Consider the following 14,981-nt stretch of genomic DNA (forward strand, 5'->3'; position numbering starts at 1 on the left):
TGCGGCCGTGACCGTCTCTGCGAATTGCGCTTCAGAAAATCTGTTTTTATCAACTTTTGCATGCATGTCACCCTCTTAGAAGAAATCAACTTGCGATTGCATTGATTTGTTGGCCTGTTGACCTGCGTGTATCTGGCGCTGCTCTTGCGTGGTATAGGTCTTTTCAAGATCGGCCAGCCACGTCTGCCGATCAGGCAAGATCTGCGCTTGTTCAACCAGCTCCACCAGCTTGACCATATCGAGCTGCACGTGATCAAGTATCTGACTGATGCGATCCTGGAATTGCAGATTGACGAGGATGTCGCAAACTTCCTGATCGACTTCCCGATTCTCTTCTTCCAACTGGCCGACGGTGCCACTGAGCTTGAATGCAGACTCGCGGAAATCGGCGATGACGGTAGCGATGACAACGCGCGAATCGTCCATCATGCGGGTGGCGTCGTTATCGAGCTGATTGGCCGACACCAGCGCGGTGTGTATCTGCTGCTGCACGTTTTTGGTCTTGCTGATGATTTTCTGGCCCGCCTCTGCGGAACGCGCTGCCAATTCAGTCCAGCTGTGCTCGTCGGAGAACAAATCCGTGACGCCGGTACGACCGGCGATCTGTTCGACTTCCTGCGCCAATTGACGGATATCTTCGTTGTGCTGCCCCAGTATCTCTATCTTGCGCAGCAGACTGTCGCGCGTAGACAAGACTTGCTCCAATGCTTCTGCGACACCACCAAGTTGCTGCGCCGCTTTCTGAATGACTTGCAGCACGTCGCCATTCTTGCCGCCTTCGGCGAGACTCACTGCACCGCCAAGGCGTTGGTGAATTCCGACAAAACGCTGCGTCAGTTTGTCGATCGCCTCCTGCGTCTGCGCGCGGGCCAGTTGAACATTGTTGCGCCAGACCGGCACCACGCCTTGCAACAACTCCGGTGACACCACGTATGTTGCCGTCGAGCCGGTTGCGCTTATATCCGCAGTGATGTCGGTGCTCCTGGCGGACGCCACAGCTGTGGCGACGGCAGAAGCATCGGCCTCAGCCGAGTTGTCTTTGCCAGTCAGCGCCCATGCAGCAGCGGCGATGAGCAGTCCGGCTATCAAGCCTTGCCACCATCTCGGCGCCAACAAAGCCAGCAAAAGCGCATTGATCCCCCAGATCAATAGCACGGCTTGGTATTTCGGCTTCACGGTATCCCAATCAGAATGTTTGATTTTTTACAGCTACGACGAACCAGGCCTCCCAGCACGGGTCCACATGCATTAACGGCAACAATTCATCGGTTTTTTATACATTCATCACGATTTATTCTTTACCTTGAATTGCAATATAGCAACATAATCTCAACCATCTTTGCCGGCTGAAGATAGATACCCTGACTCTGCACACACTTCGCCCAATTTTATTCATCTCTTATTTTGGGGTGCGCATCTCTTGGTCTGTCGGGGGAATAGAGGCAGAATTCAGCTTGATTTGTCAAAGTAAATTTTTCCATCAAGAAATATTCACTTCTCTTAACGAATATACGTATGCAAATCCCTGTCGCATTTCAGACCGTCGGCTTGCTGGCGCTGTCCAATATTTTCATGACCATCGCCTGGTATGGTCACCTCAAGAGCCTTGCTTCCAAGCCTTGGTGGATCGCTGCGCTGATCAGTTGGTCAATCGCGCTCTTCGAATATCTGTTGCAAGTGCCGGCCAATCGCATCGGCTATACACAGTTCAGCCTGGCGCAACTGAAGATCATGCAAGAGGCCATCACGCTGACCGTGTTCGTTCCCTTTGCAATGATTTACATGAACCAGCCGTTCAAACTGGACTATGTCTGGGCGGCGTTGTGCCTGGTGGGTGCGGTGTATTTCATCTTCCGCAGCTGACGGCTCCTTTAACCGCGCATAGGGCAACGCATACCGCAGCGCGAATCTCTGACGTCTCGCTGACAGCATCGCGTCAATCTCCTACAATGCGGGCTCACCATGTGGCGCCAACTGGTCCCAATGGTGCCGAATGAAATTACCTGCCAAGAGCGAGAATGGATTTAGAAAGCTACAAATACATCGTCGTGGAAGGCCCCATTGGGGTCGGCAAAACGACCCTGACCCGCAAGCTGGCCGAACATCTCGGTGCGCAGGCTGTGCTGGAGCAGCCGCAGGAAAATCCTTTCCTGGAAAAGTTCTATCGCGATGCCGCGCGCTATGCCTTGCAGACACAGATGTTCTTCCTGTTCCAGCGCATTCAGCAATTGCAGGAGCTGGCGCAGTCGGATCTTTTTCACACGCGTTTCGTCGGCGATTTTTTGCTGGAAAAAGATCCTCTGTTTGCGCGCCTGACGCTAGCTGATGAAGAGTTGAAACTTTACGAACAGCTCTATCAGCACATGCGTCCGCACGCTGTTCAGCCGGATCTGGTGATCTATCTGCAGGCGCCGGTGGACACATTGGTGGAACGTATCAAGAAGCGCGGCATCCCGATGGAAGCATCGATCTCGCCCGATTACCTGCAACGCCTGTGTGACAGTTACAGTCGTTTTTTTTACAACTACGATGCTGCGCCACTGCTGATCGTCAACAACGAGCACATGAACATGGCCGAGCGGGAAGAAGATTTCCAGCAGCTGTTGTCGCACATCGTTGAAATGCGCGGCAAGCGCGCCTTTCTGAACCGAGGAGAATAATTTGGCAGCCTACCTGCAAGATGCACCCACACCCGCAGCGCGCAAAAAACAAGTCACTGTCCACACGCTGCAGGCGATGCGCGACAAAGGTGAAAAAATCAGCATGCTGACCTGTTACGACGCCAGCTTCTCGGCGCTGATGGATCGCAGCGGCGTTGATACCGTACTCATCGGCGATTCACTCGGCATGGTCTGCCAAGGTCATCAATCCACACTGCCGGTGACGATCGCCGACATCGCGTATCACACAGCCAGCGTAGCGCGTGGCAACCAGACCATGCTGATCGTCTCGGACATGCCGTTCGGTACTTATGCCACGCCGGTGGCGGCCTTCGATAATGCCGTCAAGCTGATGCAAGCGGGTGCGCACATGGTGAAACTGGAAGGCGGCGCGTGGCTTGCCGACACGATTCGCCTGCTGACCGAACGCGGCATTCCGGTCTGTGCACATCTTGGACTGACCCCGCAGTCGGTGCATCAGATGGGCGGCTATAAAGTGCAAGGCAAGACGCTGGAAGGTGCAGAGCTCTTGCACGCCGATGCCAAGGCCGTGCAGGCAGCAGGTGCGTCATTGCTGGTTTTGGAAGCGATCCCAGCAACACTGGGCGCCGAGGTGACGGCGCAATTGCACATTCCCACCATCGGCATCGGCGCTGGCGTCGATTGCTCCGGCCAGGTGCTGGTGATGCATGACATGCTGGGTGTGTTCCCAGGACACAAAGCAAAATTTGTGAAAAATTTCATGGACGGCGCAGCCAGTGTGGAAGATGCCGTGCGCGCTTATGTAGCGGCCGTGCGCGACCAGAGTTTTCCTGCGGCAGAACATTGTTTCTAAGCCGAAGCGAAACTAATGCCGATGCTGAGTCCGAACAGACAAGCAATCAAACGGAAAAAAAAAGCCTGCATGATGATCTTCATGCAGGCTTTTTTCATCGGCGATCAGAGATCTACTCGCTGATCAGTCATCCATGATCAGTCACCGCTGATATCGCGATAACGTCCGAGGCTTTGCGCCAGATGGCGGCTGCATTCCTCGGCATTGCCGATGGTCGGCGACAAGGTTTCCAGCAAACCATCGTGCACGCCATATACCAGCGCGTGAACGCTGAGCTCCTGACCACGTTCCCAGGCGTCGGTGACGATGGTAGTGCGGCAGATATTGGCGACTTGCTCCAATACGTTCAGTTCGCACAAGCGATCATGCTGGTCGCCTTCGGACATATGGTCGTGGAAACAACCGACGTGCTTTTCATGTACATCCTGCACGTGTTGCAGCCAGTTGTCGGCCAGACCGACACGACGCTTGGTCAACGCGGCTTGCACGCCGGCGCAACCGTAGTGACCGCAGATGATGATGTGTTTGACCTTCAGCACGTCGACCGCAAATTGCAGTACCGACAAGCAATTCAAGTCCGTGTGCACAACCACGTTGGCGATGTTGCGATGGACGAACAATTCGCCCGGCAACAAACCCAGCAAATCGTTGGCAGGTACGCGATTGTCGGAACAGCCGATCCAGAAATATTCCGGAGAACGCTGCGAGCCCAGCTTCAAGAAAAAGTCGGGGTCACGCGCCGTGATTTCGGATGCCCAGCGGCGATTGCCTTGAAGAAGGAGTTGCTGAACCTGGTCTTGTTGGCTTGGTTTGGTCATAGTCGGCAAGATCGAGTGTCACACTTCCGTCGTACAGCGTATGAAATGACACGATACGATGTGACGGCATGCATGGTGGTGAATGAACGAAAAACAGCGCACAGGCGATCGCGGCGGACGCTGCTTCCGCCCTGCCGGCCAGATTGGCTGAAATAATCAGCCTCGGCGTATGCAAAAATGTCTTTCGGGAAATGTTCGGTAATCAGGATACAACACTGACTGCCGCGACTGCATTGTATAGAAAATACATGCAAAAAACCTGCCACGCTTTGACTTATGGCCTAAGCGCGGCAGGTTTCATAGGGGCTTACTCGAAGAATTCCTTGACCTTGTCTTTCCAGGTCTTGGTCTGCGGACTGTGCTTGGCGCCGCCTTCGTTGGTCAGTTTTTCAAATTCGCGCAACAGATCTTTCTGGCGTTCGGTCAGCTTGACCGGCGTTTCCACCACGACGTGGCAGAACAAATCACCGGCGTAGCCGGAACGCACACCCTTGATACCCTTGCCGCGCAAGCGGAAGGTCTTGCCCGATTGCGTGCCTTCAGGAATCGTGAAGGATGCCTTGCCGCTCAAGGTCGGAGCTTCAATCTCACCACCCAGTGCTGCCTTGGCAAAAGAGATCGGCATTTCGCAATGCAGGTCGTCGCCGTCGCGCTGGAATACTTCGTGTTGCTTGATGTGAATTTCCACGTACAGGTCACCTGGAGGACCACCGTTCATGCCGGGTTCGCCGTTGCCGGACGAACGAATACGCATGCCGTCATCAATCCCTTCAGGGATCTTCACTTCCAGCGTCTTGTTGCGCTTCAGACGGCCCGCACCGGCGCACGTCGGGCATGGCTCAGGAATGACTTTGCCGCTGCCATGGCACTTCGGACAAGTTTGCTGAATGCTGAAGAAACCTTGCTGCATGCGCACCTGGCCGTGACCGCCGCAGGTGCCGCAAGTCGTCGGCGAAGTACCTGGCTTGGCGCCGGAGCCGTGGCAGGTGTCGCACTCATCCCAGGACGGTACGCGAATTGTGGTGTCGAAACCGTGGGCTGCTTGCTCGAGCGTGATTTCCAGGTTGTAGCGCAAATCGGCGCCGCGATAGACCTGCGGTCCGGAGCTGCGACCGCGACCGCCGCCACCACCGCCGAAGATGTCGCCGAAAATATCGCCGAAGGCATCGGCAAATCCACCTGCACCCGCGCCGCCACCGCCGCCACCCATATTGGGATCAACGCCGGCATGACCATAACGATCGTAGGCCTCGCGCTTTTGCGGATCCGACAACATCTCGTAGGCTTCCTTGACCTCCTTGAACTTCTCTTCCGCGCCCTTGCTGTCAGGGTTGCGGTCAGGATGGTGCTTCATCGCCAGTTTGCGATAAGCCTTCTTGATTTCGTCGTCGGTAGCGTTTTTCGCCAGACCTAGAATTTCGTAAAAGTCACGTTTTGCCATGTTTTATAACACCTTGTTATTGGATTTTTCTTGCAGGCAATGAACACCAACAAGAAACCAACAATGTGAAAAAGCCGAGAGACGATCTCGCGACCATCTTGCTCGGCGTGTCGCCCGGTAAACCCGGCCGACGTGTTCCTGAATGACTGCTTCGCTTGCCGGCGAAAGAGAACCCGATATCAGGAACCCACCCGCCGGCAATCGAAATTACTTCACTTCCTTGAAGTCGGCGTCGACCACGTCGTCGTCCTTCGGACGCGATTCGCCTGCACCTGCAGCACCCGCACCTGCCGCGCCGGCGGCACCACCGGCCGCAGCCTGTTGTGCCTGCTGGTCAGCGTACATCTTCTCGCCCAGCTTCTGCGCTGCCACGGACAATGCGGCTGTCTTGGCGTCGATGGCGGCCTTGTCGTTCGCCTTCAACACTTCTTCCAATTCCTTGACGGCGGCTTCGATGGTTTCTTTCTCGCCTGCATCCAGCTTGTCGCCGTATTCAGTCAGCGCCTTGCGTGTGGAGTGAACCAGTGCGTCGCCCTGATTGCGGGTTTCGGCCAGTTCCTTCAAACGCTTGTCTTCTTCGGCGTTGGCTTCGGCATCGCGCACCATCTTTTCGATCTCATCTTCGCTCAGGCCGGAGTTGGCCTTGATGGTGATCTTGTTTTCCTTGCCGGTTGCCTTGTCCTTGGCGCCGACGTGCAAAATACCGTTGGCGTCGATGTCGAAGGTCACTTCGATTTGCGGTGTGCCGCGTGGCGAAGGAGGAATACCTTCCAGATTGAATTCGCCCAGACCCTTGTTGCCGGCGGCCATTTCGCGCTCACCCTGATAGACCTTGATGGTCACGGCAGGCTGATTGTCGTCGGCAGTCGAGAACACCTGGCTGAACTTGGTCGGGATGGTCGTATTCTTCTTGATCATCTTGGTCATCACGCCGCCCATGGTTTCAATACCCAGCGACAGTGGTGTGACGTCCAGCAGCAGCAAGTCCTTGCGTTCGCCCGACAGGACCGAACCTTGAATCGCAGCGCCGACGGCGACTGCTTCGTCCGGGTTGACGTCCTTGCGTGGTTCCTTGCCGAAAAATTCCTTCACCTTCTCTTGCACCTTCGGCATACGCGTCATACCGCCGACCAGAATGATGTCGTCGATGTCGGTAACCTTGACGCCTGCATCCTTGATCGCAGTGCGGCATGGATCAATGGTCTTGGCGATCAGTTCTTCCACCAGCGATTCCAGCTTGGCGCGAGTGATCTTCAGGTTCAAGTGAACCGGCGCGCCATTGGCCATGGCGATGTACGGCTCGTTGATTTCAGTTTGTTGCGACGACGACAGTTCGATCTTGGCGCGCTCAGCGGATGCCTTGATGCGTTGCAGAGCGATCGCGTCTTTCGACAGGTCGAGGCCGTTGATCTTCTTGAACTCTTCGATGATGTAATCGATGATGCGTTGGTCGAAGTCTTCACCGCCGAGGAATGTATCGCCGTTGGTGGACAGCACTTCGAACTGCTTCTCGCCATCGACGTCAGCGATTTCAATGATGGAGACGTCAAACGTACCGCCGCCCAAGTCATACACCGCGATCTTGCGGTCGCCCTTTTCAGTCTTGTCCAGGCCGAACGCCAGCGCAGCAGCTGTCGGTTCGTTGATGATGCGCTTGACTTCCAGACCGGCGATACGGCCGGCATCCTTGGTTGCCTGACGTTGCGCGTCGTTGAAGTAGGCAGGAACGGTGATGACCGCTTCCGTCACTTCTTCGCCGAGGTAATCTTCAGCAGTTTTCTTCATCTTGCGCAGCACTTCTGCGGAGATTTGCGGTGGCGCCAGCTTGTTGTCGCGCACGCCGATCCAGGCGTCGCCGTTGTCGGCTTTGACGATCTGGTAAGGCATCAGGGAAATGTCTTTTTGCACTTCCTTCTCGTCGAACTTGCGGCCGATCAGACGCTTCGCTGCGTAAATGGTGTTCTTTGGATTGGTGACGGCCTGGCGTTTGGCAGGTGCGCCAACCAGCACTTCGCCGTCTTCCTGATACGCGATGATGGAAGGCGTGGTACGCGCGCCTTCGGAGTTTTCGATGACTTTCGGTTGACCGCCTTCCATGACGGAGACGCACGAGTTGGTTGTACCCAAGTCAATACCAATGATTTTGCCCATGATTTTTCCTTCGATCCTTAAGTCCCCGAATAGGGAACAACAATAGTTTTGATAGTTTTAATATGTGGAGAAAACTGGCGCTTTCAAGCGCGGAATGTCACTTAAAAGCAAATTTTGTGCCGTTTGTTCTCTTTTTTCTGTTTCGATGCTGCCAAGGTTACTTTTTTGCTGCTTATATTTGATGCCTACAACAGCTTATTTACCTTGAGCAACAGTCACCAATGCCGGACGCAGCAGGCGCTCGGAAATCGTATACCCCTTTTGCAACACCGCCACGACGGTATTGGCTTCCTGCTCTGCCGGCACGGCAGAAATAGCCTGATGCTTCATCGGATCCAGCTTTTCGCCGGCTTGCGGATGAATTTCCAGCAATTTGTTCTTTTCGAAAGCCGACGACAATTGCTTCAATGTCATGTCAACGCCTTCCTTGAGCGATTCAACTGATGGCGTTTCGATCTTGAGCGCCATTTCCAGGCTGTCCTTGACCGCCAGCAGCGACTCGGCAAAGCCTTCGATCGCAAACTTGTGGGCACGGCTGATATCGTCCTGAGCACGGCGACGAATGTTTTCGGCTTCAGCTTTGGCGCGCAGGAAAGCATCCTGCATTTCGGCAATCTTCGCCTCGGCGGCGATCAATTGCTCTTCCACCGTTGGTTCAGTTGCAGCGGGAGCCGCTTCGGACTGCTTAGTCTGAGCGTCCTGACCTGCTTGTGCGGATTGCACTTGTTCGTTTTCCGTTTGTTTTTCCGTGTCTTGCATATTTAACAATCTCCAACTGGTAACGCATATTTAATCTTCAGCGCCTCAACCTGAGCTGAGTCTTGGTCTGCACTTCAGACCGGCCGTTTTTTGACCGCACGCCGTGCATGGCAAGGCACATGAGGCTATAACCCTTATTTTTCAAGGGGTATGACATGGGATTGCTGAATGTTCAGTTGATCAGTGAGGCCGGCTGATCAGTCGATCGCCGCACAAAAGTCATCTGCATCAAACTAAACGTTCTAAGCCGCCTCTAACGTCTTGTTACAGAATTTACTACACTTGAAATAGGGAATCGCGATGCAACATTTATGATGGTGTCATCCCTAATTTTTCCCCAACAACCCTCAAGGAGACGTCATGAAATTGCCGCTTATCTCCGCCACCGTCATTGCTTACACTTTGCTGGCAGCAGCCTGGATCAGCTATTCGCAGCTCATCGCGCTGTACTGAATCTGCTTCAGCGGGGCCGTATTTTAAGCCCCGCATTGTCTTGGCAACAACTTCACAAGACGTTTGCATTTCCGTAACGCAATAACTGCGCAGCCCGTTATTTTAACAGGCTGGCGCTCGCTTACATCCACTTTAGTCTATTGAGTCGCGCCCAAGCGGCGGGCTTGTTCGGCAGAGATTTCCGCCTGTTTCTTTTCTTCTTCCCGCAGTGCGGCGCCGGCCATGGTTGGCCAACCGACCATATGCAGCTCTGCAATTTCCATCATGCCCTGCACCCAGGCTGCATCGCCATTCAGGCAAGGGATGAAGTTGAACTCCTTGCCGCCGGCATGCAGGAACTCCGCTTTGGCTTCCATCGCGATTTCTTCCAGGGTTTCCAGACAATCGCTGGTAAAACCGGGGCACATGACATCCACCCGCTGCACACCCTGACGCGCCAGCTCCTGCAAGGTCGGCGCCGTGTAAGGTTGCAGCCACTCGGCCTTGCCGAAGCGCGACTGGAATGTCACCACATACTCGGTCTCCTTCAAACCCAGCGCCGTTGCCAGCAACCGTGCCGTCTTGTGGCATTCGCAATGGTAAGGATCGCCGAGCATCAAGGTGCGCTTGGGTACACCGTGAAAACTCATCACCAGCTTGTCCGGCTGGCCGTTGGCGGCCCAATGCGCCAGCACGGAAGCCTTGAGCGCCTGAATGTAAGCGTCGTGGTCGTGATAATGCTTGATCAGGCGCAACTCCGGAACGTTGCGTACCTTGGAGAAATGGTTGAACACCGCGTCGAAAATCGACGCAGTCGTGGTGCCGGAATACTGCGGATAGGCCGGCAGAATCAGGATGCGATCGCAGCCCTGCGCCTTGAGGCTATCCAGTACATCGGGCAAAGCCGGCTGTCCATAACGCATCGCATACGTCACCTGCACCCGATGGCCGCGCTCTTGCATGCGTGTCCGCAACAGCGTCGCCTGACGCTCGGTATTGACCTTGAGCGGAGAACCTTCGTCAGACCAGATCGAGGCGTATTTTTCGGCGGATTTGCTGGAGCGAAACGGCAAGATGATGCCGTTAAGGATAAACCACCACACTGCCCTCGGAATCTCCACTACGCGGGGATCGGACAGAAATTGCTTCAGATAGCGGCGCACCGCACGCGTGGTCGGCGCGTCAGGCGTGCCGAGATTGACCAGCACGATTGCGGTACCGGCTGACGTGCCGTGAGTATAGGGGGGTTCTTTGCGAAATGGCATGAAAGTCCGTGATGGTCTGGCGATGGCGGGGAAATAGAAACGATGGCGACGTCAGAGTGCGAGCAGTTCACGCGCATGCTTGCGCGTGGTCGCAGTGATTTCCAGACCGCCCAGCATACGGGCAATTTCTTCGACGCGCGACTTGGCGTCCAGCGCCTCAATCTGCGACACGGTCTTGCCGCCGTCATTGCGCTTGCTGACCTGAAAGTGCTGATTGCCCTGGCTGGCAACCTGCGGCAAATGGGTGACGCATAACACCTGGCGATCCTGGCCGAGCCGCTTGAGCAGACGGCCCACCACTTCGGCCACACCGCCACCGATGCCACTGTCGACTTCGTCGAAAATCAAGGTCGGTGTTGCGGTCGAACTTGATGCGATCACGGAAATCGCCAGCGCGATACGCGCCAGCTCACCGCCTGAAGCAACTTTCGCCAACGGCCGGGGCGCCACGCCCGCATGCCCTGCGACCAGAAACTCCACCTGCTCCAGCCCATAGGCCGCCGGCTCGCACGCTTCCAATGCAATCGAAAAACGTCCACCGGACATACTCAGATCCTGCATGGCGGCGGTCACTGCCTCGCTCAGGGCCTTGGCGGCTTTGGTACGGCCTTTGGACAATTTCTGCGCGGCGCTGGTGTAAGCGGCCTTGAGTTTTTCTTCCTGCGCGCGCAAGGCGTCGAGGTCGCTGGCGTCGGCCAGTTGCTTCAATTCTTCGGCCAGCTTGATGTACTCTTGCGGCAGCTCATCCGGCGTGACGCGGAATTTACGCGCGGTTGAATGGATCGCTTCAAGGCGCCCTTCCACCTGCTGCAAACGCGCGGGATCGAGTTCCACGCGATCGAGGTAATCATTGAGCGCGTAGACGGCTTCCTGCAATTGAATCTGCGCCGGCTCCAGCGCGTCCATGACCGGCTTGAGAGCGGCGTCAACGTCGATCAACTTGCCGAGCTTTTGGGTCAGCGACGACAGCTGTGACAGGATCGGCGACTCCGACTCGGAAATCGCGCTGAGCGCTTCCTGCGCACCTTCGATCAGACTCGCAGCATGCGACAGGCGGCTGTGTTCGTTGCTGATATCGCTCCACTCGCCCGGCTTGACGGCCAGCTTCTCCAGCTCACTGACTTGCCATTCCAGACGCTCGCGTTCGAGCAGAACGTTCTTGGCGTTGATTTCAAATTCTTCTCGTTGCCTGGCCAGCGCGCGCCATGTTTTGTGGGCGGCGGCAACCGTCTTTGCTTCGTCCAGCAAACCGGCCTGGCTGTCCAGCAACTGGCGCTGGGCATCGGCCTTCAGCAAGGACTGATGCGCATGCTGACCGTGAATGTCGACCAGCAGTTCGCCCAACTCACGCAACTGCGTCGCGGTGGCGGCGATGCCGTTGATGAAAGCCTTCGAGCGCCCGGCGTTGTCGATCACGCGGCGCAACAGCACTGCGCCGTCTTCGTCGGCGAACTCATGCGCCTCAAGCCAGGCGGCTGCATCGTCGCTGACGCTGAAGTCAGCCGTAATATCCGCCTTGGCCGAACCTTCGCGCACCACGCTGGCGTCGCCGCGTCCACCAAGCGCCAGCGCCAATGCATCGATAAGAATCGACTTGCCCGCACCGGTTTCGCCGGTAAAGACGGAAAATCCGGGTGCGAACTCAAGTTCGATGGCATCGACGATAACGAAATCACGAATCGACAGGGTACGCAGCATGGGATTTTGTAGTGATGTTTTGGAAATATTGCTTGCCGCATCCGCGCAGACGAGCCGCGGATGCAAAGATTGGTCGTTATTGTAAACGGCCTTCTACCGAGGGGTATTCGTTCCAATGCAATTTTTGCCGCAGGGTGTCGTAGTAGCTCCAGCCTTCCGGATGCAGGAAGGTGATCTTGTGCGCCGAACGCTTGATCACAATCAGGTCGCCATGGGTCAGACTGGTCAGCGATTGCATGTCGAAATTGGCGCTGATGTCGCGGCCATTGACGACGCGGATCGAGATTTCGCACGAGTCGGGGATCACAATCGGACGGTTCGACAGGGCATGCGGCGCAATGGGTACCAGTACGATGCCGTGCAAACTCGGATGCAGAATCGGGCCGCCGGCAGACAAGGCGTAGGCGGTCGAGCCGGTTGGCGTGGCCACGATCAGGCCGTCGGAGCGCTGGTTGTACATGAAGCGGCCATCGACTTCGACGGTCAGTTCGACCATGCCGGACGAGGCGCCCCGCGCCACCACCACGTCATTGAACGCCAGCGCATTGAAAATCTGTTCGCCGTCGCGATATACCGTTGCTTCCAGCAGGGAACGGGTCTCGACGTCGACTTTTCCATCCAGCATGTCGGCCAATACCGGTATCATGCGGTCTAGGGAAATATCCGTCATGAAGCCCAACCGGCCCTGGTTGATGCCGATCAGCGGTACATTAAAAGGTGCGAGCTGGCGGGCGATGCCAAGCATCGTACCGTCGCCGCCGACCACGATGGCAGCATCGGCGAACTGGCCGATCTGCTCCGGCGACATGGCGTCGTAGCCTTCCAATGCGACGTTTTGCGCGGTCTCGGCTTCAAACACGATCGTGTGACCGTGCGCCTCCAGAAACGCTGCAATATCGGACAAGGACTGCGCGATGCCGACGGCATGAAATTTGCCGACGATCGCGATGGTTTTGGGCGTTGCCGCCTGCACGGGTAATTTGATGGGCCACATGCTGCGGATTAAAGCATAATTTAGGGACTGTTAACAATGAATTTGCGAACAGGCCCCCGACGACTCTGAACCGAATTTCATGAACAAAACCAACATACAGGCCGTCTTGTTCGACCTCGACGATACCCTGTGGGCTATTGAGCCGGTGCTGCATCTCGCAGAAAACCAGCTGTACGACTGGATGCGCCAACATGCTCCAGGCGTAGTCCAACGGGAAACAATAGAAAGCCTGCGCGCACGCCGCATGCTGCTGGCAAAAAGCGATCCGAAGTACAAGATCAACCTGTGGGCGCTGCGCCATGCGGCATTGACTACCGTACTGGCCGAACATGGCGAAGACCCGGCGCTCGCCGATCCGGCCATGGAAATCTTCACGACCGGCCGCAATGCCGTCACGCCCTTCGACGATGTGGTTCCGGGCCTGGTCCAGCTAAAATCGCGTGTCAGGCTCGGCACCGTCTCCAACGGTTTTGCCGACCTTGGCCGCATCGGACTGGCGGAGCATTTCGAGATTTCCATTGCTGCGCACCAATTCGGCACGGCCAAACCCGATCCGACCATCTTCCATGCCGCCTGCACGGCGCTGGACGTTTCACCTGAACAGGCCATCTATGTCGGCGACGACCTGACGCTGGACGTGCTGGGCGCTCAGCAAGCCGGCTTGCGCGCCGTCTGGATGAATCGTTTCAAACGCGAGCTGCCCGACCATGTGCGCCCAGATGCGGTCTGTACCAACCTGACCGAACTGGCAAACTGGCTGGCAGCCTGAACAACCAGACGCATATAAATGAGAAGACGCTGGCAGGCCTGCCGCCGGGTCGTTAGAATGAAGGCATGCAACTAGACAATCGCGCTCAAACCCTGCTTAAAGCACTGGTCGAACGGTATATCGCCGATGGCCAGCCGGTCGGCTCGCGCGCGCTCTCCAAGATTTCGGGGCTCGAACTGTCGCCGGCGACCATCCGCAACGTCATGGCCGACCTGGAAGACATGGGCTTCGTCGCCAGCCCGCACACCTCCGCCGGACGGATTCCGACGCCGCGCGGTTATCGCGTGTTCGTTGATACCTTGCTGACTATCGAATCAATCGATGCCATCGACGAGGCAACGCTGGAAACCAAACTGCAATCGCGCTCGCAGATCAACTCGCCGCAAAAGATCATTTCCAATGCGGCCCAGGTGTTGTCGTCGCTGTCGCAATTTGCCGGCGTGGTCATGACACCCAAGCGCGAGTCGATCTTCCAACAGATTGAATTCCTGCGCCTGTCCGAAAAACGCATCCTGCTGGTCATTGTCGGCCCGCGCGGCGACGTGCAAAACCGCCTGCTGCTGACCGATGTCGACTACACGCCGTCGCAACTGGTGCAGGCAGCCAACTACATCAATCAACACTACGGCGGCCTCGGTTTCGACGAAGTACGCCTGCGCCTGCAAAACGAACTGCGCCAACTGCGCGACGACATGACCAGCCTGATGCAGGCGGCGGTCGAAGCCGGCAGCGACGCCATGGCCGACGAATCCGACAACGTCGTGATTTCCGGCGAACGCAATCTGCTGAGCGTGTCCGATCTGTCATCGAACATGACATCCCTGCGCAAGCTGTTTGACATGTTCGAACAGAAGACCAGCCTGATGCAATTGCTGGATGTATCGAGCAAGGCTACCGGCGTGCAGATCTTCATCGGCGGCGAATCGCAACTGGTGCCGATGGACGACATGAGCATCGTTACCGCGCCGTATGAAGTCAACGGCAAGATCGTCGGCACGCTGGGCGTGATCGGTCCGACGCGCATGGCGTATGAACGCGTGATTCCTATCGTCGACATTACCGCCAAATTGCTGTCAAGCGCGCTCAGCAACAGCTGATAACCGGAGCGGCAAGCAAGCAGAATGTTGCAAACGCCTTACCCAACTTTACGCGCGCAGGA

13 protein-coding genes are annotated in these 14,981 nt (G+C 56.3%); 5 read left to right on the forward strand and 8 right to left on the reverse strand.

The annotated features are described in order from the left end of the window. Positions 1–75: 75 nt before the first annotated feature. A complete protein-coding gene (locus hmeg3_RS20355) occupies positions 76–1,176 on the reverse strand; it encodes a chemotaxis protein (RefSeq protein ID WP_232511751.1) in 1,101 nt (366 codons plus the stop codon). Positions 1,177–1,515: 339 nt separating this feature from the next. Between hmeg3_RS20355 and hmeg3_RS20360 the strand changes: the two genes are divergently transcribed. The 3 genes from hmeg3_RS20360 to panB all read left to right on the forward strand — a co-directional run bounded on the left by hmeg3_RS20360 (position 1,516) and on the right by panB (position 3,495). After that, on the forward strand, positions 1,516–1,863 hold the full coding sequence (locus hmeg3_RS20360; RefSeq protein WP_094565354.1) for a DMT family protein: 348 nt from the start codon (positions 1,516–1,518) through the stop codon (positions 1,861–1,863). 155 nt (positions 1,864–2,018) lie between these two features. Further along, positions 2,019–2,660, forward strand: coding sequence for a deoxynucleoside kinase (locus tag hmeg3_RS20365; RefSeq protein WP_094565355.1), 642 nt, complete (start codon positions 2,019–2,021; stop codon positions 2,658–2,660). 1 nt (position 2,661) lies between these two features. Further along, the gene (gene panB / locus hmeg3_RS20370; protein WP_094565356.1) at positions 2,662–3,495 is read left to right on the forward strand and encodes a 3-methyl-2-oxobutanoate hydroxymethyltransferase; all 834 of its coding nucleotides are present in this window, start codon (positions 2,662–2,664) and stop codon (positions 3,493–3,495) included. A 137-nt stretch (positions 3,496–3,632) separates the two neighbouring features. Here panB and can read toward each other — a convergent pair whose 3' ends face one another. The 7 genes from can to hmeg3_RS20405 all read right to left on the reverse strand — a co-directional run bounded on the left by can (position 3,633) and on the right by hmeg3_RS20405 (position 13,053). Next, on the reverse strand, positions 3,633–4,313 hold the full coding sequence (gene can / locus hmeg3_RS20375; RefSeq protein WP_094565357.1) for a carbonate dehydratase: 681 nt from the start codon (positions 4,311–4,313) through the stop codon (positions 3,633–3,635). A 307-nt stretch (positions 4,314–4,620) separates the two neighbouring features. After that, positions 4,621–5,754, reverse strand: coding sequence for a molecular chaperone DnaJ (dnaJ, locus tag hmeg3_RS20380; RefSeq protein WP_094565358.1), 1,134 nt, complete (start codon positions 5,752–5,754; stop codon positions 4,621–4,623). A gap of 207 nt (positions 5,755–5,961) precedes the next feature. Beyond that, positions 5,962–7,905, reverse strand: a complete 1,944-nt coding sequence (dnaK, locus tag hmeg3_RS20385; protein WP_094565359.1) for a molecular chaperone DnaK — start codon at positions 7,903–7,905, stop codon at positions 5,962–5,964. A gap of 195 nt (positions 7,906–8,100) precedes the next feature. Beyond that, a complete protein-coding gene (grpE, locus tag hmeg3_RS20390) occupies positions 8,101–8,664 on the reverse strand; it encodes a nucleotide exchange factor GrpE (protein WP_094565360.1) in 564 nt (187 codons plus the stop codon). A 590-nt stretch (positions 8,665–9,254) separates the two neighbouring features. After that, a complete protein-coding gene (gene hemH / locus hmeg3_RS20395; protein WP_094565361.1) occupies positions 9,255–10,361 on the reverse strand; it encodes a ferrochelatase in 1,107 nt (368 codons plus the stop codon). Positions 10,362–10,412: 51 nt separating this feature from the next. Next, positions 10,413–12,059, reverse strand: coding sequence for a DNA repair protein RecN (gene recN, locus hmeg3_RS20400; protein ID WP_094565362.1), 1,647 nt, complete (start codon positions 12,057–12,059; stop codon positions 10,413–10,415). Between the two features lie 76 nt (positions 12,060–12,135). After that, positions 12,136–13,053: an NAD kinase gene (locus tag hmeg3_RS20405; protein ID WP_094565363.1), complete on the reverse strand. Its 918-nt coding sequence runs from the start codon at positions 13,051–13,053 to the stop codon at positions 12,136–12,138. Between the two features lie 79 nt (positions 13,054–13,132). On the opposite strand from hmeg3_RS20405, the gene hmeg3_RS20410 reads away from it, so the two are divergent. Further along, positions 13,133–13,822, forward strand: a complete 690-nt coding sequence (locus hmeg3_RS20410) for an HAD family hydrolase (RefSeq protein ID WP_094565364.1) — start codon at positions 13,133–13,135, stop codon at positions 13,820–13,822. 65 nt (positions 13,823–13,887) lie between these two features. Then, positions 13,888–14,919 carry a heat-inducible transcriptional repressor HrcA gene (gene hrcA, locus hmeg3_RS20415; protein ID WP_094565365.1) on the forward strand — a complete coding sequence of 344 codons (1,032 nt, stop codon included), beginning with the start codon at positions 13,888–13,890 and terminating at the stop codon, positions 14,917–14,919. Positions 14,920–14,981: the final 62 nt, after the last annotated feature.

The sequence above is a fragment of the Herbaspirillum sp. meg3 genome, from assembly GCF_002257565.1.
In the GTDB taxonomy this organism is placed as follows: domain Bacteria; phylum Pseudomonadota; class Gammaproteobacteria; order Burkholderiales; family Burkholderiaceae_D; genus Herbaspirillum.

Excerpts from the sequence above, each read along its gene's own strand:
- can (WP_094565357.1), bottom strand. The coding sequence starts at position 4,313 with ATGACCAAACCAAGCCAACAAGACCAGGTTCAGCAACTCCTTCTTCAA.
- dnaK (WP_094565359.1), bottom strand. The coding sequence starts at position 7,905 with ATGGGCAAAATCATTGGTATTGACTTGGGTACAACCAACTCGTGCGTC.
- recN (WP_094565362.1), bottom strand. The coding sequence starts at position 12,059 with ATGCTGCGTACCCTGTCGATTCGTGATTTCGTTATCGTCGATGCCATC.
- dnaJ (WP_094565358.1), bottom strand. The coding sequence starts at position 5,754 with ATGGCAAAACGTGACTTTTACGAAATTCTAGGTCTGGCGAAAAACGCT.
- hmeg3_RS20405 (WP_094565363.1), bottom strand. The coding sequence starts at position 13,053 with ATGTGGCCCATCAAATTACCCGTGCAGGCGGCAACGCCCAAAACCATC.
- hmeg3_RS20360 (WP_094565354.1), top strand. The coding sequence starts at position 1,516 with ATGCAAATCCCTGTCGCATTTCAGACCGTCGGCTTGCTGGCGCTGTCC.
- hmeg3_RS20365 (WP_094565355.1), top strand. The coding sequence starts at position 2,019 with ATGGATTTAGAAAGCTACAAATACATCGTCGTGGAAGGCCCCATTGGG.
- hmeg3_RS20410 (WP_094565364.1), top strand. The coding sequence starts at position 13,133 with ATGAACAAAACCAACATACAGGCCGTCTTGTTCGACCTCGACGATACC.
- grpE (WP_094565360.1), bottom strand. The coding sequence starts at position 8,664 with ATGCAAGACACGGAAAAACAAACGGAAAACGAACAAGTGCAATCCGCA.
- hemH (WP_094565361.1), bottom strand. The coding sequence starts at position 10,361 with ATGCCATTTCGCAAAGAACCCCCCTATACTCACGGCACGTCAGCCGGT.
- hrcA (WP_094565365.1), top strand. The coding sequence starts at position 13,888 with ATGCAACTAGACAATCGCGCTCAAACCCTGCTTAAAGCACTGGTCGAA.